The sequence below is a fragment of the Spirulina subsalsa FACHB-351 genome, from assembly GCF_026130165.1.
Taxonomy (GTDB): domain Bacteria; phylum Cyanobacteriota; class Cyanobacteriia; order Cyanobacteriales; family Spirulinaceae; genus Spirulina_A; species Spirulina_A subsalsa_A.
Map to the genome: position 1 here is coordinate 16562 of NZ_JAIHOM010000007.1, position 21684 is coordinate 38245.

17 protein-coding genes are annotated in these 21684 nt (G+C 45.5%); 4 read left to right on the forward strand and 13 right to left on the reverse strand.

All coding sequences use genetic code 11. The features are described from left to right. Positions 1 to 24 precede the first annotated feature (24 nt). The 5 genes from K4A83_RS02210 to K4A83_RS02230 form a co-directional block, all read right to left on the reverse strand. Complete coding sequence (locus K4A83_RS02210; protein WP_265262748.1) at positions 25 to 609, reverse strand: cytochrome b; 585 nt, start codon at positions 607 to 609, stop codon at positions 25 to 27. Between the two features lie 293 nt (positions 610 to 902). Then, positions 903 to 2426 (reverse strand): peptidylprolyl isomerase, encoded by a 1524-nt coding sequence (locus tag K4A83_RS02215; protein WP_265262749.1) that lies wholly within the window; start codon positions 2424 to 2426, stop codon positions 903 to 905. 649 nt (positions 2427 to 3075) lie between these two features. Beyond that, complete coding sequence (locus K4A83_RS02220; RefSeq protein WP_265262750.1) at positions 3076 to 4074, reverse strand: Gfo/Idh/MocA family protein; 999 nt, start codon at positions 4072 to 4074, stop codon at positions 3076 to 3078. 117 nt (positions 4075 to 4191) lie between these two features. After that, the gene (locus K4A83_RS02225) at positions 4192 to 4449 is read right to left on the reverse strand and encodes a transposase (RefSeq protein ID WP_265262751.1); all 258 of its coding nucleotides are present in this window, start codon (positions 4447 to 4449) and stop codon (positions 4192 to 4194) included. Next, positions 4382 to 4534, reverse strand: coding sequence for a helix-turn-helix domain-containing protein (locus K4A83_RS02230; protein ID WP_265262752.1), 153 nt, complete (start codon positions 4532 to 4534; stop codon positions 4382 to 4384). The genes K4A83_RS02225 and K4A83_RS02230 overlap by 68 nt, the downstream gene beginning before the upstream one ends. A gap of 423 nt (positions 4535 to 4957) precedes the next feature. Between K4A83_RS02230 and K4A83_RS02235 the strand changes: the two genes are divergently transcribed. Then, the gene (locus tag K4A83_RS02235) at positions 4958 to 5257 is read left to right on the forward strand and encodes a ferredoxin (protein ID WP_265262753.1); all 300 of its coding nucleotides are present in this window, start codon (positions 4958 to 4960) and stop codon (positions 5255 to 5257) included. A gap of 74 nt (positions 5258 to 5331) precedes the next feature. Here the strand turns inward: K4A83_RS02235 and K4A83_RS02240 are convergent, their stop codons facing one another. The 3 genes from K4A83_RS02240 to K4A83_RS02250 all read right to left on the reverse strand — a co-directional run bounded on the left by K4A83_RS02240 (position 5332) and on the right by K4A83_RS02250 (position 8850). Further along, positions 5332 to 6198: a GGDEF domain-containing protein gene (locus K4A83_RS02240; RefSeq protein ID WP_265262755.1), complete on the reverse strand. Its 867-nt coding sequence runs from the start codon at positions 6196 to 6198 to the stop codon at positions 5332 to 5334. Between the two features lie 487 nt (positions 6199 to 6685). Beyond that, a complete protein-coding gene (locus tag K4A83_RS02245; RefSeq protein WP_265262756.1) occupies positions 6686 to 8242 on the reverse strand; it encodes a CPBP family intramembrane glutamic endopeptidase in 1557 nt (518 codons plus the stop codon). A gap of 35 nt (positions 8243 to 8277) precedes the next feature. Next, positions 8278 to 8850: a thioredoxin family protein gene (locus K4A83_RS02250; RefSeq protein WP_265262757.1), complete on the reverse strand. Its 573-nt coding sequence runs from the start codon at positions 8848 to 8850 to the stop codon at positions 8278 to 8280. A 172-nt stretch (positions 8851 to 9022) separates the two neighbouring features. Here K4A83_RS02250 and K4A83_RS02255 point away from each other — a divergent pair, with 172 nt between their 5' ends. Next, positions 9023 to 9427: an NIL domain-containing protein gene (locus K4A83_RS02255; RefSeq protein WP_265262758.1), complete on the forward strand. Its 405-nt coding sequence runs from the start codon at positions 9023 to 9025 to the stop codon at positions 9425 to 9427. A 23-nt stretch (positions 9428 to 9450) separates the two neighbouring features. Beyond that, positions 9451 to 10830, forward strand: coding sequence for a sensor histidine kinase (locus K4A83_RS02260; protein WP_407809792.1), 1380 nt, complete (start codon positions 9451 to 9453; stop codon positions 10828 to 10830). A gap of 159 nt (positions 10831 to 10989) precedes the next feature. Here the strand turns inward: K4A83_RS02260 and cbiB are convergent, their stop codons facing one another. From cbiB to K4A83_RS02285, 5 genes are all read right to left on the reverse strand, one after another. Beyond that, the gene (gene cbiB / locus K4A83_RS02265) at positions 10990 to 11976 is read right to left on the reverse strand and encodes an adenosylcobinamide-phosphate synthase CbiB (RefSeq protein WP_265262760.1); all 987 of its coding nucleotides are present in this window, start codon (positions 11974 to 11976) and stop codon (positions 10990 to 10992) included. After that, a complete protein-coding gene (locus tag K4A83_RS02270) occupies positions 11958 to 12431 on the reverse strand; it encodes a tetratricopeptide repeat protein (protein ID WP_265262761.1) in 474 nt (157 codons plus the stop codon). The genes cbiB and K4A83_RS02270 overlap by 19 nt, the downstream gene beginning before the upstream one ends. A gap of 202 nt (positions 12432 to 12633) precedes the next feature. Next, positions 12634 to 12834, reverse strand: coding sequence for a photosystem II assembly protein Psb35 (gene psb35, locus K4A83_RS02275; protein ID WP_265262762.1), 201 nt, complete (start codon positions 12832 to 12834; stop codon positions 12634 to 12636). A gap of 58 nt (positions 12835 to 12892) precedes the next feature. Then, positions 12893 to 13819, reverse strand: coding sequence for an alpha/beta fold hydrolase (locus tag K4A83_RS02280; RefSeq protein ID WP_265262763.1), 927 nt, complete (start codon positions 13817 to 13819; stop codon positions 12893 to 12895). A gap of 76 nt (positions 13820 to 13895) precedes the next feature. Further along, positions 13896 to 15134 carry a hypothetical protein gene (locus K4A83_RS02285; protein ID WP_265262764.1) on the reverse strand — a complete coding sequence of 413 codons (1239 nt, stop codon included), beginning with the start codon at positions 15132 to 15134 and terminating at the stop codon, positions 13896 to 13898. 134 nt (positions 15135 to 15268) lie between these two features. Between K4A83_RS02285 and K4A83_RS02290 the strand changes: the two genes are divergently transcribed. Beyond that, on the forward strand, positions 15269 to 21667 hold the full coding sequence (locus K4A83_RS02290; RefSeq protein ID WP_265262765.1) for a protein kinase domain-containing protein: 6399 nt from the start codon (positions 15269 to 15271) through the stop codon (positions 21665 to 21667). The last annotated feature ends 17 nt before the right edge of the window (positions 21668 to 21684 follow it).

Here is a 21684-nt window from a genome sequence, read left to right on the forward strand (position 1 = left end):
GTTTGGTGAGTTGTGCCGCAAAAGTTAAGAATCTCCCTTGGTTTTAGCTTTCCCTAGAAAACTGCGAAAACGGCGCAGATTTGCCCGTATTACTTTCCATTGATCAAGGCTATGTAAGAGAATAAACGCTAGAAACGTATAACTTAGCCAGAAATGCAAATTGCGGGCTAATCCCACAGCACTGGAATCCACTGGGAAAATATCGGGTAATGGTAGCCCAAAGAACTTGACATTATTGGGGCGGAAAGAGTTGGAGAGGAAATAGCCCGCAACCGGAACTCCCCACATAAAGACATAAAGTGATGTATGTAGGGCTACTGTTTGAAACCAAGGAAGCGTCAGTTTAGGGAAACGTCTCGTGTATTTCTTCCACCACACCCGCAAGAGGGTTAAAATCCGCCAAGTTAACAAGGCCATTGTTAAAACTCCCATTGATTTATGGAAGCTATACATGGGGCTGCGAATGTCTAAATTCGCGGGTAATTGCACCATGATCATCCCTGTGGAGAAAATAATTACATAGCAGGCGGCCATCCACCAGTGAACGGTCATGAGATGTTTAAAAGCGGAGTTTTTTCTGGATTTCGTGATGGGGTTGGGTACGGTCATGTCCTGAATGTCCTTGGGTTGACATCGCTGAAACTCAAGGCTGATCAGCCTTAATGAGAAATGAGAATTTCTACTGTTCCGGAATCGTGAAAGTTTTAGATTTTGAAAGTTTTAGATTTTCTTCACGATTCGGCTTTATTGTAGCTTGCCTCTTTCCAATCTGACCTCCCCTAGTTGGCTCTTCTCGTTCCGAGATGCTACGCGAACGGAGATGTTCTGTCGGGGTTAATCTGGAATGAGCCGGATCAGAGTCTGTGAGGCAAGAGGACCCGTACCTTTGAGGTTGGGGATGGTCAAAGTGCCTGACCAGAACGGTGTTGGGCATACTGCCAATAGGCTTGATACTCTACGGCTTTTTCTTGAGCGAGATCGTAGTGGGGACTTCTGGAATCAACCGCCTGCATTAGCTGAATGGCCATTTCCCAGTGGGTGGCGGCTTTTACCCAGTCTTCGGGACTTGTGGCACCTTGACTGGATTTAACGGCCTGTAGGGCGTTATTTACGGCAATCCGGAACACTTCATTGGGGTTGGTTGCCCGATCTTTGGCATAGTCGAGATAGCCTTGATATTCATGAATTTTCTTCTGGGCGACGGCATAATGGCGATCTGTGGATGGCACTACTTTGAGCAGTGCGATCGCCTGTTGCCACTGTTGAGCAATCTGATCCCAATCCTGGGGCAATTGCGCCCTTTCCAATAACTTCACCGCCTCACTCGCCGCGTTAATCGCTAGTCGGTAGGCTTCCTCTTTCGGGACTTCGGATGCAATGGGCTGCCATAAATTCCCCGCAATGGTGGCCGGAGTTAAGGGGTTATTCTCCCAACTCCATCCCAACATGGCACTTACTCCCCATCCCCCCAATACAACGGGAATGAGAGCCAATAAGGCCGCTTCCGGGATGCGATTCCCCCGTTGGTGCCGTTTTTGATATTCCAGTTGCAGGGAACGAGCAATTTTCTGCACGGGTTTTTCGGCTACAGTCGCCGCATGAGTTGCCGGAGTTGGGGCGGCTGCTGTGTCCTCTTCTGGGCTGGTGAAATCTGCCCCCAGATCAGATTCCTCCCCTTCGGCCCCGACCTCGGGTTTCTCGGTGAGTAATAAACTGGGAATCTCTTGCCACTGTTCAACTTCCACCTGATTAGACTGTAGGGCGATTTTCTCTTTTAACCAGGCCTCAAATTTATCCTCAATCAGTCGTTGCCGTAAGGGTGGGCTTAACTCGGCGGAAATATAACGCTCTAGCCGCACAATCACCAGCCATTGATCGACCCGAAAGGGGGGGGAAATTTGCCCCGGCTGACTAATGCGCAACATTTGCGCCAGTCGGGGGTGAATATTGCGTAATTCCAATGGCCCCACTAAGCCATTAGTGCGGGCTTCGGGGCCTTGGGAATACTGGGTAGAGAGTTCCGAAAAAGAAGCCTCGCCCTCTTGTAAGCGAAAATATAGTTCTTGCACAACTTCCACCGCTTCACTTTGAATCAGGGAGAAGAGAACCTGATCATAAACGTGGGAGTGATTGCGAAATTCTTCCTCAACTTGCGCTCCCCAAGTTTCCTCCTTGAATTTGCCTAATCTCAGTTGGCGTTTTACCAACCAGTCCATCTGTTCGGGGGAATGGTGGGCAAATTGGGGGAGTTGGGCAAGTTGTCGATAAGCGAGTTCAAATTCTGCTGGAGTATAGGAAACGGAGGCGATCGCCTGTTCAATCGCCAATTCGCGTAGAAGGTGGGGGAGGATTTGAGGAGACGTGAGTAACGACACCACTTCATCCGCACCTAGTTGTTGATTGCCAAGTTGTAACGCTGCACTCATCGGTTGCCTCCAACTAGAGAGTAGTTGGGTGGATAGATGGGTAATTGAATCATCGGGGTACTGTCAGTTTAACGCTATCTTTTCAATTCAGCCAGTTTTTCTCTGTTGGTATAGAAGATAAGTCCGGGAGTCGGGAGTTGGGCTTATTGACATCCTCCACCGTCGTCAACGACGGGGATTCCTCGACCTTGTAATCTAGGCTTTCTGCTTCAGTGCCAGATAATTAATCATTAATAATTAATGATCAATTCCCTGTTGGGTCTAGCGTAGGGGTGTTATTCAGCAAACCCCACATACAGGAAAAGGATATGCTTAACATATCCTTTCCTGTCTTTAGTTGTCATTATTTTTTGCCGTCACTATACCGCTACACCACATAGGTCGTGCGACGGGCTAACAACCAGCACAAAATCGGTGACAGGATTGTACTAAAAATGGTCACAATCAGAATAACCCACAGGGCATCAATTAAATCTGGACTCATAACTTCTTCCTCCCGTAACTGCAACACAGTTGAATGATGATGAATGGCTAGGAATAGGCAGAACCATCACCATCCCCCCTTTGAGCCTAACCTAGCTTTTGAGAGATTTGTGTCTTTTGTTACAGAAATGTTAAGTATTTTGAGCATTTATCCGGATCTTAGCTGTCACGAAGGGGCAAGAGTCACTTTTTCCCCGGTTTCCACAGAGCGGCGAATGGCATCGGCAACGAGGAGGGCATAATAGCTCTGGCTGGGGTGAACGTACAAGGGCTTATGGTCTAGTAAGTAATCTAAGACTAACTGGGTGTCTTGCTGGAATAAACCGCGCCGACTGCTCACTTCTAGGGGGGTTTCCTGTTCTCCTTGGATGAGTTTTCCACGTTCCCTGACGAAGAGTAAGGTTCCTTGATCGCCGTGGAGTTCTAGGGTGCGGGTACTGTGCCAAAAGGTTTCCCCTTTGCCATAGACGAGATCGGCGATCGCACCGTTGCGAAATTCTAGTTGAGCGGTGGCTAAACAAGCCCGAAAATACTCGCTTTCAGGAACATCCCAATAGCGCAAGGTTCCGGTGACAGTGGCGACTTCTCCCAAAATATCAGTTAGGCGATGAATGCGAGACAGGGCGGCTGTGAAGGGAAACCCAAACAGGCTTTTATGATAAGTCCACCGTTGAGAAACGGGACGCTGGGGGGTAATGGTGATATAGCGCCCATAGGACACTTCCCCAATCTGCCCTAGGGCTTGGCCTAGGGCTTGATGAACGCCTCCCAACAGTTCGATATGTTCAACATGGAGCAATTTCCCCTGCTTGTCTGCTAGCGCTAGGAGAGTTTGACCGTCTTGGGGGGAGAGGGCGAGGGGATACTCTAAAACAACGTGCTTGCCTGCTTCTAGGGCTTTTTGGGCGATGGGGGCATGATCTTGATTGACGGTAGCAATGATCACTAAGTCAAGCTGGGGATGCTCGACAAGGGCTTGCCAAGAAGGGGCCGCCGAAATTTGATACTCCTGACAAAATGCCTCGGTATTTGCCCGACTGTAGCCGGATACGGTGACAAGATGCGATCGCTCATCCCCTTGGATCGCCTCAGCCCGTCGTTTGGCCGCGTATCCTGTCCCCACAATACCCACCCCAATGGCGGATTCTGATTTCTGCTCACCCATAAGATTTTTCTTTCTCTTTTCCTACAGTGAAGTACCCCACCCTGCCGTTGGCGAGGATGGGGCTTCCTGATTCAACGGGAACTGCATCTAACAAAACCGATGTTTTGCCAGGTTGTCTTACACTCCCTCCCCAGGCAATATCGCTGGTTCCCAACGACAATATCCGCAAGGCTTCTTTACATTCAGATTCTCTACAGCAATAACTTGGTTTTCGTTGACTATCTTGCGGGATAGTTTGTGTAGAAAGTCCTCACGGCAACGGGCAGTCTTGCTATGAACCTTAGCTACTTTTTGTTGGGCTTTAGTTCTATTCTGACTCCCCTTTGCCTGTCTTGAGATAGGTTTCTTGGCATAGGTTGAGTGCAAAATTCCCATACCAACGACAGCATCCAAAGGCCTTGGCGAGAGACGGTTTTTGGTCGTCGGTTGGGTAGATGCGATACTTGTATGCCTTATACATTATCTTTATTGGCTGTTGCCGATCAAATTGTAGCTGCTCATCCGCTCCCTGCAAGCGAGGAAGGGGAATTCCGCAACATTTTGTTAAATTATGTTAATAATAATTTAAACTAATTATAAGAAATTAGGCAATTTCTGGATCTCTGACTTCCCCCTTAAGATATAAAAACCTAGACTGTTCGAGATTCGGGAAAAAATTGCTTTCCCCTAGGGGGGCAATCCGTTCTTAGCATAAAGCATAATTAAAACTTATTATAGGATTGATTCAGAATTCCATTACTAATGCTCTCTACACTGATCATAATTTTCCCGTAGTATCAAAAATGGAATTGACTTCCCCCAGCATCAGGGCATAACCTTGAGCGGGAAAGTTGAATCATGGCTGCTATCTTAGCAATCCAAAAATTTCTAGAGGAGTTCACACATGGCGACCTATAAAGTTACGCTGATTAACGACGCAGAAGGGCTGAACACCACCATCGATGTACCTGATGATGAGTACATTTTAGATGCGGCTGAGGAACAAGGGATTGATTTACCCTACTCCTGTCGTGCTGGCGCTTGTTCTACCTGTGCTGGGAAAGTCACGGCTGGGACTGTTGATCAATCCGATCAGTCCTTCTTGGATGATGACCAAATTTCTTCCGGGTATGTGCTGACTTGTGTGGCTTATCCCACCTCTGACTGCACCATCATGACTCACCAAGAAGAAGAACTGTACTAAAACAAGTTTTTTCCGTTAGGACAGGGGGATCTCAAGGGATCTCCCTGTTCTTGTTTTGAGATCAAACCCTTGGCTCACCGTAGCACTTGATTGCGTCCTCTCGCTTTGGCGAGCAATAGTTTTTCATCAGCCCGTTGTAACAGACTTCTACCTTGGGGATCATCATCTGATTTTAATTCGGCAATGCCTAAGCTAATGGTGACACTTAGGGAAAGTTCCGGTTCTACGAGAAAGGGTTGTTCGGCGACGGTACGGCGTAAACGTTGGGCGATGACTTCCCCTTGATCGAGATTGGCTTGTTTAAACACCACAACAAATTCTTCTCCACCGTAGCGAAAAATGGTGTCGAGGGGGCGCAGTTTGTGCTTGATACGGGTGATGAGTAGCTGGAGAATGCGATCGCCGACTAAATGCCCATAGTTATCATTCACCGCTTTAAAGTAGTCAATATCAACTACCGCTATAGACAGGGGAACATGGTGCTTACGGGCGTTGTAGACTTGGCGGGGTAAGTCCCAATCTAGAGCGCGACGATTGCCAATTTCTGTTAGGGGATCACAAAGGGCAATGGTGGATAAATAATCGTTTTCTTGTATTAAGGTTTTGCATTTCTGACTCCACAATAAGCCGATTTCTAAATGAGATAAGAATAATTGCGCTTGGGCTTGGGCTTGATTTTTGCTCAAAATCTCCGGGGGGATAATATCTAAATACCCATCGACTCCTTGAGCCAAAAAATGTATTTTTTCTGAGCAATAAGCCTGCAAATCAGGATGGGTTTGACTTGAGTACTTTTGAGACTTTATGGCTAAAAAATAGATCCATCTACCATAGGCTTTTTGTTTGACAGATTGACATAATCCTTGGTCAATTAATAGACTATTTTCTAAGATCACAACATCCGGTAAATGGGTTTTAATCGCCTGTATCACTTCATCCATAGATTCTCCTTCTACCCAGGTCGAAAGGAGCGACGCATTGTGTTCTGTCAGGGTTGACAGGAGCTTATGATTGCCAATTAGTAAGATTGAAGTAGTCATAACCCATTGATCTAGTGTGAAGAAGAAAGGGAGTCATATAGGATCAAGTGGCTACATAAGGGGTTGGGCTACTAGGTAAAATTGGGGATGTTGATGGATGATGCCGAGTCCCTGATTGCCAAGAGAGACAGTCTCTAGAATTTTGTACAAGGCAACTATGAAGAATTTCTGAATAAGTCAGGATCGGGCAGTACGAGACTATCAAAACTTCATAAAAAGGGTATTTTTATAAAGTTTTGATGAATGTTCATAGACTCCAAAAATCAGTATTTATACGCATATTTTTCTAAGATAAAAATTAGTTTGCGTACATATACGGAAACCCTTAAGAGATAAAACTAGGATTTGGAACTCAGAGATTTTTGGTGAGTCTTACTGGGTCATGGGGTTAACTATTTCCGAGTAAAAACAAACTGATCAAGGTGCCACTGTTCCAAAGACTATGGAGACAGATGGAGGCGAGGAGATTGCGCGATCGCACATAAACAAACCCTAACACCATCCCTAACACCGTCAGAGGTAGCACTTCTGAGATATTCAGGTGAGCAATAGCAAACACTAAACTACTCACGGCAATGGCACCCCAAACCGGAATATAGCGCGTTAGGGAAGGGAGGAAAAAGCCGCGAAAGATGATTTCTTCAAATAAGGGAGCGGCGAGGGAAGCCGTGGAGAAAAAGATCAGCAGGGCGAGGGTATCCTGAGATTGGAGAGCGAGGGAAATAATGGGATTACTGCCCCCCTGTCCTTGCCAAATTTGTTGATTCACCAGAGAAATCACCACCACAAGGGGAATGGCCGCAAAATACCCCCCCACTCCCCACAGGGGCCAATTACTGAACCATTTAACCTTAAACCAACCTTCAGGTAAGGGAAAAAAGGGCTTGAGTGAGAGATAAAGAACCGCTAATCCTCCCACCATCATCAGAACATAACTGGTCAACACATAAAAGGCTTTTCCCCGTAAGTCGAAGCTGAGGGGATCTAAGCCCATCCCTTGGACAATCAGGGGGAGAAACTCGGGCAGGAGGATCTGACTAATGAAGAAAAACCCGACAATTAAGACTTGCCAAATGGTTTCCCCATCCCAAGGTGTCTCCCAGAGGGCGTTTTGTGTTCCGGCGAGGAGCGATCGCTCTTTTTGTAGGATCAACTGGATAATCAATCCCACCACAATGAACACCCCTAAAATGCCACCTAACAGGGGAATCCCCCCAATCAGGGTTAATTTCAATAAGGCTTGTTCTGCGGCTTGTTGCCGTTGGGTGGCCAACATAGCCAAAGCGGTATTATTGCCTTGTACTTGGTACAAATGACTTAAGCTTTCATCCCGAAACCAGCCCTGTAGATGGTTTTGAATCAGACGTTCTGCATCGGGAGCAATTAAGGGCGCCGCTGACCATAAACCCATTAAAACCTCTGCCGTTGCCTCCCAATGACTGCGAGGATAGGTCATCATGACTTCTTCCCAACTGCCTTGAGCCGCCTGAACTTGCTCTTGTTTCGCCTGCAAAATGCCCTTATTTAAGCCAATTTCTGCCCGCAATCCGGTCATTTCTACCAAGACGTTTTGTAAACGGGGTTGAGCTTCGGCGGAGGGATTATCGGCTCCCACCAGTTGAGGATCTCCAGCCACGGGGGCAGTTTCTAACAGGGTTTTGAGTTGACTTTCGAGTTGCTCAAAATTGCGGCGAATTTCCGCCTCTGCCTGTTCATATTGTTCTTGAGCCTTGCTGTAGGGGTTTTCTCCTAACAGGTATTGTAAGGGGAGTGGGTTAGACTCCCCTTCTATTTGCAATTCGGCCGCCTGTAAGATCAAATTAGTTTGATAAAGTTGCAAACGGCTTTGAACTTGGGGTTGATTGACACTGAATAGCAGGGAAAAGAGGAGTTTTGCCACAGCTAGGCCAGTGAGGAGAATCAAAATAATACGTTTTGGGGTCATAGCGGCTTTAAAAACATCTGGTCGATTATCCCAGATTAAGACCCGCCATGACTACGGGGATCTTCGCCGCTTTGGGGTTTCACCTTGGCTTGAAAGGCGGACACTTTCCCGGTTTGGTTGGCGTAGGGGAGAGTCTGCTGGGCAATGAGGGCCTCTAGATCCGCTTTGAGAACGGATTTGGGCTGTTCTCCGATGGTTTGGGCGATCGCCTCTCCCTGACTGTTAAAATAGACAAAATGGGGAATCCCATCCACCCGATAGCGCAAGACCTCGGGCAACCATTTAGTATTGTCTACATTCAACATCGCAAAATTAACCTGATTGCCATAGTCGGCCTTGACTTCCCCTAAATCTTTGGCCATTGCCTGACAACTGGTACACCAATTAGCATAAAATTCCATCAGTGTGGGTTTGCCATTGTTTAGAGCCACTTCTAGGGGAGTCGCTTGGGCGGCCTGGGTTTCAAGGGACGATACTCCCGTTTCTGTTTGCAAGCCCCAAACAAGGGTAGCACTTAATAACACAGCCACCAGAGCTAGAACAAGGTTGCGTAGCCGTTGATAGGGTTTAGGATTGGATTCTGTGGGGTTCGTGGTGGGATCTGTCATAGAATTACTGGGCGATAAAATGACTCTGGGTCTATTTTGACATCTTCATCGCCCTAGAAGGACGATGATTCCCAAACCGGATCAAAGGTTGTCCTGCTTCTTCCCTGCGGTAGCATAGTAGTAATGCCCCTTCATGGCCTGGTAAGGGGATGGGGTTTCTCAGAGGAAGATCATGAAAAAGCGAGTCACTCTTACTTTCCCCAGACGGGCGGTGCAAATGCCTGTCACTTATCGACTAGCCAAAGATTTTAATGTGGCGACTAATATTATTCGCGCTCAAGTCGCCCCCAATCAAGTGGGGAAGTTAGTCGTGGAATTGTTGGGGGATATTGATGAAATGGATGCGGCCATAGAATGGATGCGATCGCAAGATATCACCGTTTCCCTCGCCAGTCGCGAAATCCTGATTGATGAGGAAAGTTGTGTAGACTGTGGTTTGTGTACTGGAGTTTGCCCCACTCAAGCCTTAATCTTAGATCCAGACACCTATCAACTCAAATTTACGCGATCGCGCTGTGTCGTCTGCGAGCAATGTATTCCCGCTTGTCCTGTGCAGGCTATTTCTACTAATTTTTGAGGATCCGGGTTTTTCCCATGTCCATGCACAATTCCCTCAATTCTTCCCCTGTCTCTTACTTCAGTTCCACCCTCCACGACCTCAGTTTAGAGTCTACCCTCGCCCAATTATCCCTATTTTCCTGTGTCGTCTCTACTGAACAAACAGGAACAGAATTAGCCGCCATTTTTGAGCAGTATCCTCAGTTACCGGGTGCCATTTTAGTCGATACCCAAGACAAAACCCCCCAATTTGTCGGCATGATCTCTCGGCGACAACTCCTAGAATACTTGTTACTCCCCCACGGTATCGAGTTATTTTTACCCCGTCCTCTCGCTATTTTACACCACTACCAGCGCGGCGAAACCCTAGTTCTCAAGGGAGATACACACATCTTAGAAGGCAATCGTCAAGCCTTAAGGCGATCGCCCACTCTCATCACAGAACCCATTATCGTCCAATTAGACCCCCAAACCTACCATATTTTAGACTTTGGACAACTGAGTTTAGTCGCTTGGCAAATTCGCGGCATTGAGACACAAATCCGTTACGAACGCAGCCAAGCCCAAATGATTCAAAGTGAAAAAATGGCTAGCTTAGGGCGCTTAGTCGATGGAGTCGCCCACGAAATTTTAGATCCCGTCGGCTTTATTTGGGGCAACCTCACCTATATTTCCCGCTACAGCGATCAACTCATGGAACTTCTTCAAGCTTATGAGAAGATTTTACCCACCCCCCCCACTTGGATTCAAGACCTACAAGAAGACATCGAACTGGACTATCTCAAACAAGATTTGTCCCGTATTGTTAACAGTATTACCACCGGAGCGCAACGGCTGAAAACCTTAGCCAGTAGCCTACAAAACTTTTGTCATGTTGATGAAGTTTACCCCAAACCTGCGGATATTCATAGCTGCTTAGATGGGATTTTATTACTCCTAAAAAGTCGGATTAGTCGTGAGATAAGAATTGTAAAAAAATATGGACAATTGCCCCCAGTTATGTGTTACTCAGGCAAACTGAGTCAAGTTTTTATTAATATTTTTACCCAAGCCATTAACTCATTATTAGAACAAGCTGTTACTCAAGAAATAGCCCAAGAATTTGATCATCCTATCCCCAACCATGATCCCGCTCAAATTACCATTATTACCCAAGTTATTTCCCGCAATATGTCATCAGAATCAACCCTAGAGATGCGTTTCATCTCCATTCGCATTATTGATAATGGTCCCGGGATGAGTCAAGCTGAATATCAACAATTTATGGATTCTTTTTCTCTTAAAAATAGGGCAGATATTGAAACCAGTTGGGCGGTGAGTTACCAGATTATCACCGCCAAACACGGGGGAGAATTTTGGGTTAAATCCCAGTTAGGATTCGGCACAGAATTTGAAATATTACTCCCCCTTGGTGAAGGGTGATTGGTGGACTCATAATTGATAATTGATAATTGATAATTATTTCCGACTCCCGACTCCCCTGCTCCCCTGAGAATTGATAATTGATAATTGTCAATTGTCAATTGTCAATTCCCCACTCCCCCGCTCCCCTGCTCCCCAACTTATTCAGCAAGTCCTATGCTAGCTCAAGGTTAACATCCAAATCATGCCCCCCACCGCAATTAACCAGCCCAAAAAACACCAACGCATTAATCCTAAAGCTTGGTAAATAATCTCCGGTGTAATGGGATTAATTGCCTCTCCTAATAACGGTTTTGTCCTCACTTCCCCTTGATAAGAATTAACCCCCCCTAATTGCACCCCTAAAGTAGCGGCATAAACGCATTCACTCCACCCAGAATTAGGGCTAGGATCTTGTGTCGCATCACGACGACATACTCCTAATATATAACAGGGACGGGTAGAAAATAAGGCAATAGTTAGCACCGTTAAACGACAAGGCAACCAGGTTAAACGATCTTCTAATTGGGCGCTAAACCAGCCTAAATCTCTGTAAGGTTCGCGTAAATAACCAATCATAGAATCAAGGGTACTAGCGGCTTTATAGGCCATACAAAAGGGAACCGTACCAACCGTAGGGATAAAGATACCTAGGAGGGCATAAAATAAGGGGGCTGTGACTCCATCGGTGGCGTTTTCGGCGATGGTTTCTAATACAGCGCGCAAGATTTCCGGTTGAGATAGTTGGGCAGTATCTCGCCCTACATATAGACTTAATTTAGCCCGTGCCTGTTCTATATCTCCGTGAGATAAAGGAGTTAAAACATCCTCAGCTGCCCGCCGTAAACTTCGACCTGCAAAGCAACTAGCCAGTAAAATAATTTGTAATAAAGTGGCTAAAAGGGGGTTAATTTTTTGAGTTAAATAAAGCCCTAGCCAAGTTAAAAATCCTGTACCTATAATTAGGATCAGTCCTAAGAAAACTCCAGCGATTTTGCGAGCGGTTTTTGAATTAAATTGTTGTAGAATAATTTGGCTCAGTTTTTGAATGATCCAGCCCATAAACTGGACGGGGTGAGGAAAATTCCAAGGATCTCCGATTAAATAATCCCAAAAGGCAGCTACACAGACTAGAATGAATGCCTTTTCTACAACCGCATGGTACATTCTAGAATGAGTTTCTGGTTAATGGTTGCATAGGGTTGGATTTCTAAGGCTTTGCGGAAGGCATGAATGGCAGGTTTATATTTACCTACGGCGGCATAACATAAGCCTAAACCATGCCACGCGCCAAAGTGAATGGGGTTAAGTTCTACTACTTTTTGACAGTCTTTTTGTGATTTTAAGTAACGAGATTGGGTATAATACAAAACAGCGCGGCGATTCCAAGCTTCGGCAAAATCAGGGTAGTTTTGAATGGTTTTAGTCAGAATTTGTTCTGCTTTGGTGAACTCTCCATTATCTAATAAAGCTTGAGCGCGCTTTAAGTATTCTAAGCCTAATTCCCCTTTTTGGTTTAACCACAAGTTCCAAAATTCTGCGGTGGCTTGTTCGCGAATGCCCTCATCTGGATCTTTGAGTTGGGCAAGGAGTTGCAGGGTTTGAATATCAAAGTCTTTCATAGATGTTAGGGGATAGGGATTGGGGGAAATACGGGCATAATTGGCCAGCTTTGTGGTAGGGGGTAACTCGTGAATTACCCCCTACAATATGGGTTAAATGTCCAAAACTATGACAACTTCAATAGGATGGTGATAATTGACAATTGATGGGCGTTAACCTACTAACAATTTGGACGGTTAATCTTAGCGGTTGATCAGGGATTTACTGGTCTTTTTTGTCGTCTTTGTTGAGGTCAGGAATGAAGTCGGGGCGATCTTTGTCTTCCCAGCCGGGGGGACGTTTGGAGTTATACCAGGCGAGGGAACCGAAGACGACGGCGGCAATGAAGCCGACGACGTAGACGGCGGTGAAGGAGAAGGGGAGGGCGTTGGCGGCGGCGAGGATGTCTAAGGGTGTTTCCATAATTGGCTTGTCAACTTTTGATGCTCATTAGTGGCGATCCTACCAGAATTTGGGGGGATCAGGGGAGGGGTAGAAAGGGGGTAAGGGCTTCTAGGATGGGCTGGGGGCAACTGGCGGCGGCATCGTGGCCGCAGTTGGGGAGGATTTGCAGTTGGGCGTTGGGAAGGGCTTGCTGGAGGGTTTTTCCTTGGGGTAGGGGGAACCAATGATCTTGATCTCCCCAGAGGAGGAGGGTGGGCTGGGTTATTTGGGGGAGTTTGGCTTGAATGTTGCGGATGGTGTTGGGTTTTTGTTGGACGAGGGACTCGATTTCTCGACAAGCTTGTTGGAGGGCTTGGCCGTATTGGGCGATCGCACCGGGAAATTCAATATAAGGGTAGGTAATCCAGTACACATCTTCGAGGGTGATTAAACTGGGATCGGTGACTAATTCCCGTCGGGAAAAACGGGTAATTTCCCGAATGAGGGGGGCGAGGGGTTTACTGAGACGGGCTTGATCAAACCATTGGATGAGGGAGAAGGGCAAGCGGGCGATCGCAGGCATCCACCAACTGGGCAGGGTATCCAAGAAAATCGGTACGTTGATCAACACCATTTTCTCGCATAACTGGGGATATTCTTCCACCAAGCCTAAGCTGATTAATGCTCCCAAGGATTGGGCGATGAGAATGACAGGTTGATCACATAAGGCCCTAATTACCCGTTGTAATTCGATAATTTCATGACCGATGGGTTCAATTTGTTGGGGTTTGTCGGAAAAGCCATTCCCTTTGAGATCCACGCAAATCACCCGGAAAGATTGGGCTAGAGGGTCAATCAGATGTCGCCAGCTATAACTCCAACTGCCGATTCCATGCACTAATAACAGGGGCTGCCCGGTGCCTTTTTCTCCGTAGGCGATTTTAACCTCTCGTCCGGTGGCATCGGGGATGATCAGGCTTTGTTGTCCTTGGGGAAAGGTGGTTTCCCACCAGTTGCTTGGCATAAGGGCGAGGAATGAGTAAAAATCAACAATTATTAATTATTAATTCTCAAGAGGACTCGGGGCTTTTCCGCGTCTACTAAAAACTTTGCCCGACGAAGATGGAACGCACCTCCCCATCCCGGCGAATAATGGCATTTTGACCGTTAGCATCGACTAGGGTCCAACCACTCTCCCCGATGGTTTCCCCGATGGTGATGCGTTGGGTGCTGCTACCAATGCGGAAGAGGGCGGCGGTGCGATCGCCAGATTCCAAAATTCCGACCAGTTTATGGGTATTCCCTAAAGCGGTTTGAGTGGGGCTAGGACTGGCTTGGGGGGCATCAGGAGAGGCTACATCTTCCGGTTCCGGCACGTTGGGCAATTCGGAACGACTGACACCAGCCCGCGCCGCAGGGGTTTCCGGAGCCGCAGCGACTGGAGAGGGAGAAGGGGCGGGGGATTGGGCGGCACGAGGAGAGGGTGCAGGGGGGGCGGGAGGACTGGGAGCCGCTTGAGGACTCGGACTGGGGCTAGGACTGGCTTGAGGGGCAGGGGAAGCGGCCGGAGAGGGTGGTAATAGGCTGCTAACGGAAGGATTGGGGGGGTAAATGGGGATATACACCCGTTCTACGACTTGGGGGGATTGACCGGGGATGGCGGGTAAACCACTGGCTACGGGGGAGGTGCTGCCTTCTGGGGGGGCGGATCTGGCTTTGGTTTCGATGACTTCAAGCGATCGCTGCATATAGCGCACAAACTGGGCATCTTCCCCAGAAATCGGCACCCAGACGTACTGAGAGCGAGAACGCACCCCCTGTAAAAAGGCTGGAGGCCATTCTAGCTTACCTTCGTTCACCAGCCACGCCACAACCCCGACAAAGGAAACACAGGCCACCCCGAATACAATCTTATCGGCGTGTTCAAGCCATGAGATATTTTTGAAGGTGGTCGCCCACTTTCCGCCTTTCCCCGTGGCTGTTGGGTCTGCTTTAGCCCCTTTGTGGCGCGTTTTGCCGCTCCCTTGACTGGACCGAGATTGGGTAGACTGGAGTTGGGTGGTCTGGCTGTTGGTCGTGGGATTTTCAGCTAAGGAGGACTGAGGGCTATTGGCGGCTGGTAAGGTTAAGGAGGGAACAACGACCGACTCCAAGGCAACATAATCTGATTTAACCGTCTTAGTGGGTAGTTTAGCCCCTCCATCTAGGAGACGATCCACATCATCAAAAAGGTCATCCATCAGAGCATCTGCATCCTGTTCAATCGACCACGGCTGAAGGGGAGCCGTTTCAGGAAAGGGTTGTCTTGGGCGATTGTTATAGCTCACATCCTCAGACATAAATCGTTTCCTCTGTAACACAAGCAACACTAAGAACAGTTACAGGATAGCCGAAGAACGGGCTATCCTGTGTACATTTTTTGCAAATCTATGAGTTTGGCTCTCTTGAATCGGGGGCATGAGGATTAATAACCATGAAACAGTATGACTGGCACGAAAAAATTTATGAAGGCTCTCTCTCTATCGTTTACCGAGGAGTCGATCGGGTAGCCAAACGTCCGGTCATTGGCAAAATTCTGAAAGCGGATTATCCCACCCCCGAACAGTTAAGTCGCTACCACCAAGAATATCAAATTACGCGATCGCTTAATCTGTCCGGAGTCGTCCAAGCCTACGCCCTAGAACGCTATCAAAACAGCTTAATGATTATTCTAGAAGACTTTGGAGGAGAATCCCTAGAACAGTTACTACAGCGTCGTTCCTTAAGCTTATCAGAGTTTTTGGCGATCGCCCTTCAAGTGACCCAAACCCTCGCCCAAATCCACGCCGCCCACATTATCCACAAAGACCTTAACCCATCCAACCTTATTTATAATAGCACAACCGGACAAGTTAAAATCATTGATTTTGGCCTATCCAGTGGGTTAACTTCTGAAGTCACTTCCCCCCAAATTTCCCCCTCATTTGTCGGCACATTAGCCTACATTTCCCCAGAACAAACTGGACGGATGAACTGTTTACTAGACTATCGCACCGACTTTTATTCCTTGGGGGTAACATTTTACGAATTACTTACCGGAGAACTCCCCTTTAAAACCCAAGATTCCTTAGAACTAATTCACTGTCATATTGCTAAACAACCCCCTCCACCTAATCATTGTCCTGAAGTTCTCGCTCAGTTAATTCTAAAGCTCCTTGAAAAAAATCCCGAATCCCGCTATCAAAGCGCAACGGGGATTTATGAAGACCTAAAATGTTGCTGGGAGCAGTTAAGAACCCAGCAAAAAATTAAACCCTTTCCTTTAGGAAGATTTGATTATTCTGACTTCTTTAAAATCTCACAAAAACTCTACGGAAGAAGCCAAGAAATTGATTTTTTACTGCACTACTTTGAGCGACATCTCCAAGGAGTGCAAACCTCCCTTAACTCAACTCCATCAGAAAAACCAGCCCTACCATTTTTATTAGTTTCCGGTGCCCCCGGTATTGGTAAATCCGCTTTAGTCAAAGAACTCTACAAACCCATTACCGAAAAACGCGGAGTTTTCTTATATGGTAAATTTGAACAATATAAACGAGACAGACCCTATAGTACCATTATTGATGCTTTTCAAAGCCTAATCAAAGCCATCTTGACCGAAAATGAGCAAATTATCACCCAATATCGCAAAAAAATCTTAGAACATATCGGGAAAAATAGCTCAATCCTTATAGAAATTATCCCCGAATTAGAACTAATTCTTGGGACTCAATCTCCTGCACCAATTTTGTCCCCTAATGAGTCTAAAAATCGCTTTAATTTAGTCCTACAAGATTTTATCTCTATCTTTGCCAAACCCGAACATCCTCTAGTCTTATGTCTCGATGATTTACAATGGGCAGACCTAGAAACTTTAGACCTCATTCGCCTATTAGTAACTCGTCCGCTTCCCCAAGCACTTTTTATCATAGGGACTTATCGAGATAACGAAATTTCCCCCCTGCATCCCCTCAGCCTAATGCGTGAGGAAATTGACCATTTAGGCTACTCTCTCCCTGAGATTACCCTACAACCGTTAGATTTTCTCTCCATTGGTCAATTAGTCGCAGATACTCTAAATCTATCCATCTTCGAGGTGATGCCATTAGCCGAACTTTTAGGACAAAAAACCAATGGTAATCCCTTCTTTTTAGTGCAATTTCTCAAAACTTTATATGATCAAAAATACATCGTTTTTGATCATAAAGCCCGATGTTGGATTTGGGATTTAGTCCAATTACAATCCTTGCAAATTACCGATAATGTCGTTGAACTTCTCGCCACTCGCATTCAACAACTCCATCCCATAACCCAAGAATTCTTACAGCAGGCAGCCTGTATTGGGAACTGCTTTGAAGCCGATCTTTTAGCCGTTTTAAGCAAACAATCAGCCCTTAATATTCAAAATGCCCTACAAGAAGCCTTAGAAATGGGGTTAATCTTTCCCGTTGGCGAGCAATCTTATTATACCATGAGAATCGGCAATCAACAGGATTTAGAACTATCCAGTTATACCCTCTTAGGTTGCCAGTATAAATTTATTCATGATTATATCCAACAAGCCGCTTATTCCTTAGTTCCAGAAGAGCAAAAACCGATCATTCACCAAAAAATTGGCGAATATTTATTACACAATACACCGGAAGTTGAACGGGACGACAAATTGTTTGATATAGTCAATCAACTAAATCTAGGATTATGTCAATTGCCGTCAGATACTGTGGCAGAAGAGAAAAAAATAGAACTAGCTCAGTTGAACTGGGAAGCGGGGATAAAAGCCAAACAATCAACCGCCTATGCTATAGCTTTTGAATATCTTCAGACGGGCGTAAGCTTGTTACCTGAAAACAGTTGGCAAAACCATTATGATTTTACCTTACAACTGTTTATCTCTACCGCAGAAGTAGCTTATTTAAGCAGTCATTCTACGGAGCTTGACCAATTAATCAATAAAATTTTACCTCACACAGCAACCCTTTTAGATCAAGTTAAAGTTCATGAAATTAAAATTCAAAGTTTAATTGCTCAGGGAAATCTATCAGTCGCCCTTAATATTGGCTTAAAAACCTTGAGCTTGCTGGGGCTTAATTTACCCCCTAGACCGAGCAAAAATCTAGTTCAGGAAAAGATTAAGCAAACTCAGCAAAACTTAATCAACATTTCGGTTAAAAATATCTTAGAATTACCCCCAATGGTCAACTTAGAAGTTGAAGCCATGATGGGACTTTTAGCCAATATTTGTGCCGCATCTTATTTACATCGTCCCAGTTTATTCCCCTTCACGGTTTGTACGATGGTTGATCTCAGCTTACAATATGGCAACAGCATGATCTCTCCTTTCGCTTATGCCGCTTATGGTTTAATTTTATGCGGAATTCTAGGTGATATTGACGCAGGATATGAACTAGCAGATGTTGCTTTAGACTTGGCTCATAAAATCAAAGCAGATTCAGTTTTAGCTCGCACTATGTTTGCTGTTAATAATGAAATTAAAAGCTGGAAACTGCATTTTCGGGAGGTATTAAACCCCCTCAAACATTGTTACCAGATTGGGGTAGAAAACGGTGATTTAGAGTTTGCAGGCTATGCCGCAATGTATTACTGTAGTTATCTATACTGGGTTGGAACCCCATTAAGTAAAATGAAAACGGTTTTAATGGAATACATTAAAGCCTTGCAAAAAATCCAACAACCGACGGGAGTTCATTATCTAGAAATTTTACTCCAGCTAGTATATAAATTAACGGATCAATCTGCTGATCCTACCCATTTATTAGGGAAAGTTTATACTCCCTCTAAATTCAGTTGGCTAAACGGGGCTAAAATTCGCACTGTCCTTTTATTCTTCTATCTCCATCAAGTTTATCTCGCCTATATCTTCGGGGATTATGACTTAGCCTTAGAACAATTAAAATTTGCTCAAGAATACAGTGATGCTCTTCCCGGATGTCCTCAAGTTGCCATTGTTGATTTTTATAGTGCTTTAGTTTTATTAGAACAGTATCATAAAATCACAGATTCTGAACAAGAGAGTCTGTTACAGCAAGTCTATCAACACCAAGCAAGCCTGAAAAAATATGTAGATTTTGCACCGATGAATCACTGGCATAAATACCAATTAATTGAGGGAAAAATTCACTGTATAAAGGGGGAGTATTTCCAAGCTATTCGTTGCTATGAAGAAGCCATTCAGGAGGCTAAAAATAATCGCTTTATTCAGGATGAGGCAATGGCTTATGAATTAATAACCCAATGTTATAAAGCCCAAAATAACACGATTGTAGCTCGGGCTTATATTCATGAAGCACACTATCATTATCGCTCTTGGGGAGCAGTTGCCAAGGTTAAGCAGATTGAGCAGAAATATAATGAATTATTGATCGGACTGAAGCACCCTAGCAACAATCTGAGTTCTAGTCAGGAGAATAATGAGGATTCTACCCTAGATATTAACAGTGTCCTCAAGGCTTCTCAAGCCTTGGGCAGTGAGATTATTTTTGAACAACTGCTCACCAAGATGATGAAAATTGTCATTGAAAATGCCGGAGCAGATCGAGGGGTTTTATTGTTAGGGTATAATGACCAACCTTGGCAAGTGGTAGCGGCGGAAACCATTGGCAAGGAAGTTTCAGATTTTTTGCAATCTCCTCTAGAAAGTTTACCCTCTAATGCCCTGCCTAAGTCGATGATCTATTATGTCATGCGAACTCAAGAAAATTTAGTTTTAGCGGATGTAATGGAGGGCAAATTTAGCCAAGACCCCTATATTATACAATATCAACCCCAATCGGTTTTATGTATGCCGTTATTGAACCAAGGTCAGTTAATTGGAATTCTCTATCTAGAGAATAAGTTAATTGCTGGGGCATTTACGGAATATCGCCTCAAGATTTTAAGAATTTTAGCCGCTCAAGCGGCGATTGCTTTAGAAAAGTCTCTATTATACCAAGATTTAGAGCAGGCGAAACAACAGGTTGAGGACTACTCAAAAACCTTAGAACAAAAGGTCAAAGAAAGGACAAAAGCACTCCAGATTAGTGAGTCTCGTTATCGGGCTATTGTGGAGGATCAAACGGATTTGATTTGCCGCTTTAAGAAGGATGGAACATTACTGTTTGTCAATGATGCTTATTGTCGTTATTTTGGCGTAGAACGATCCCAAATTTTATCGCAGTCTTTTGTGCCGATTATTCATCCAGAGGATCGGGAAAAGGTGCAAGATATTATTGAGGCTTTGAGTTCAGAAAATCCGGTGATTAGTGTGGAACAGCGCACGTTAAGTCCAGAGCATCCTGATGATCCTGAGACAGTACGTTGGCAACAGTGGATTAATCGGGTGATTATTAATGAACAGGGGGAAGTGGTGGAATATCAGGGGGTAGGACGAGATGTTACCCTGCAAAAAAAGGCGGCTTTTGAATTAGAAAAAGCCAAAGAAGTGGCTGATGCAGCTAATCGCGCTAAAAGTGAGTTTTTAGCGAATATGAGTCATGAGTTACGAACTCCTTTAAATGCGATTTTAGGCTTTAGTCAACTGTTACAACGGGAAACTGAAGGTTTAGATCATCCCAAGGTGCATGAATATATCCAGATTGTTAATCGCAGTGGGGAACATTTGCGGGATTTAATTAATGATATTCTGGATATGTCGAAGATTGAGGCGGGTCGTTTGACGTTGAATCAGACGGATTGTGATTTGTCTGGTTTATTGCGAATGTTAGAGGATTTATTTCAATTAAAGGCGCAACAAAAGGGGTTAGCGTTATGTATGGATTGTGATCCCGCTATTCCCCCGTTGATTGTGGTAGATCAACGAAAATTACGTCAAGTTTTAATTAATTTATTGGGGAATGGGATTAAGTTCACGGTAGAGGGAGAAGTTCGTTTAGGGGTAATGTTAGAGGGTGCAAGTTCTGCGGACAATTTGCGGTTACGCTTTGAAGTGAGGGATACAGGGGTAGGGATTGGGGAGGAAGATTTACCGATGCTATTTGAACCGTTTGTACAGACGGAGGTGGGGAGACAGTCGAATAGCGGCACGGGATTAGGTTTGGCGATTAGTCAGCAGTTTGTGGAGTTAATGGGGGGGAAAATTACGGTACAAAGTCGGGTCGGTGAGGGGACGGTGTTTGAGTTTACAATTCCTGTGCTGCTTGCGGAGGGTTCTCTTCCGGTTGTTTCTCCTGTGGGTCAGCGTATTATCGGTTTAGAACCGGATCAACCGAATTATCGTATTCTGGTAGTGGATGATCGTTGGTCAAATCGCCATCTTTTAGTACAATTGCTCGAACCGTTTTTTGAGGTTCAGGAGGCCAAAAATGGGGAGGAGGCGATCGCACTTTTTCAGAGTTGGCATCCCCATCTGATTTGGATGGATGTTCAAATGCCGGGGATGAATGGCTACGAAACCACCCGTTACATTAAATCCACCCCAGAAGGTCAAAATACACCGATTATTGCTCTGACAGCTAGTATCTTTGATGAGGAACAAGCGGTTATTGTCTCCGTGGGATGTGATGACTGGGTGCGTAAACCCTTTGCCAGTCGGGTGATTTTTGAGAAAATTCAGCAATATCTGGGGGTGCGTTATCGTTATGGGGAGGAAGTCCTCAATCCTGCGGTGACTATGCTGAAGGAAGTCCCTCTGACGCGGCAAGACTTGGCCGCACTGCCTCTGCCATTGCAGCAAAAACTCCACGAGGCAGCTTTAACGCTTAAGTATCATGTGATGATTGAGGCGATCGCACAAGTCCCCCCAGAATCAACTAAACTCAGGGATGCTCTCCGCCAATTAGCTGATAATTTCCGATATGACACTATAATTGACTTGACTGAGCCTTGCTTAGAATCCTAGCTCCCCCAGAAAAAATC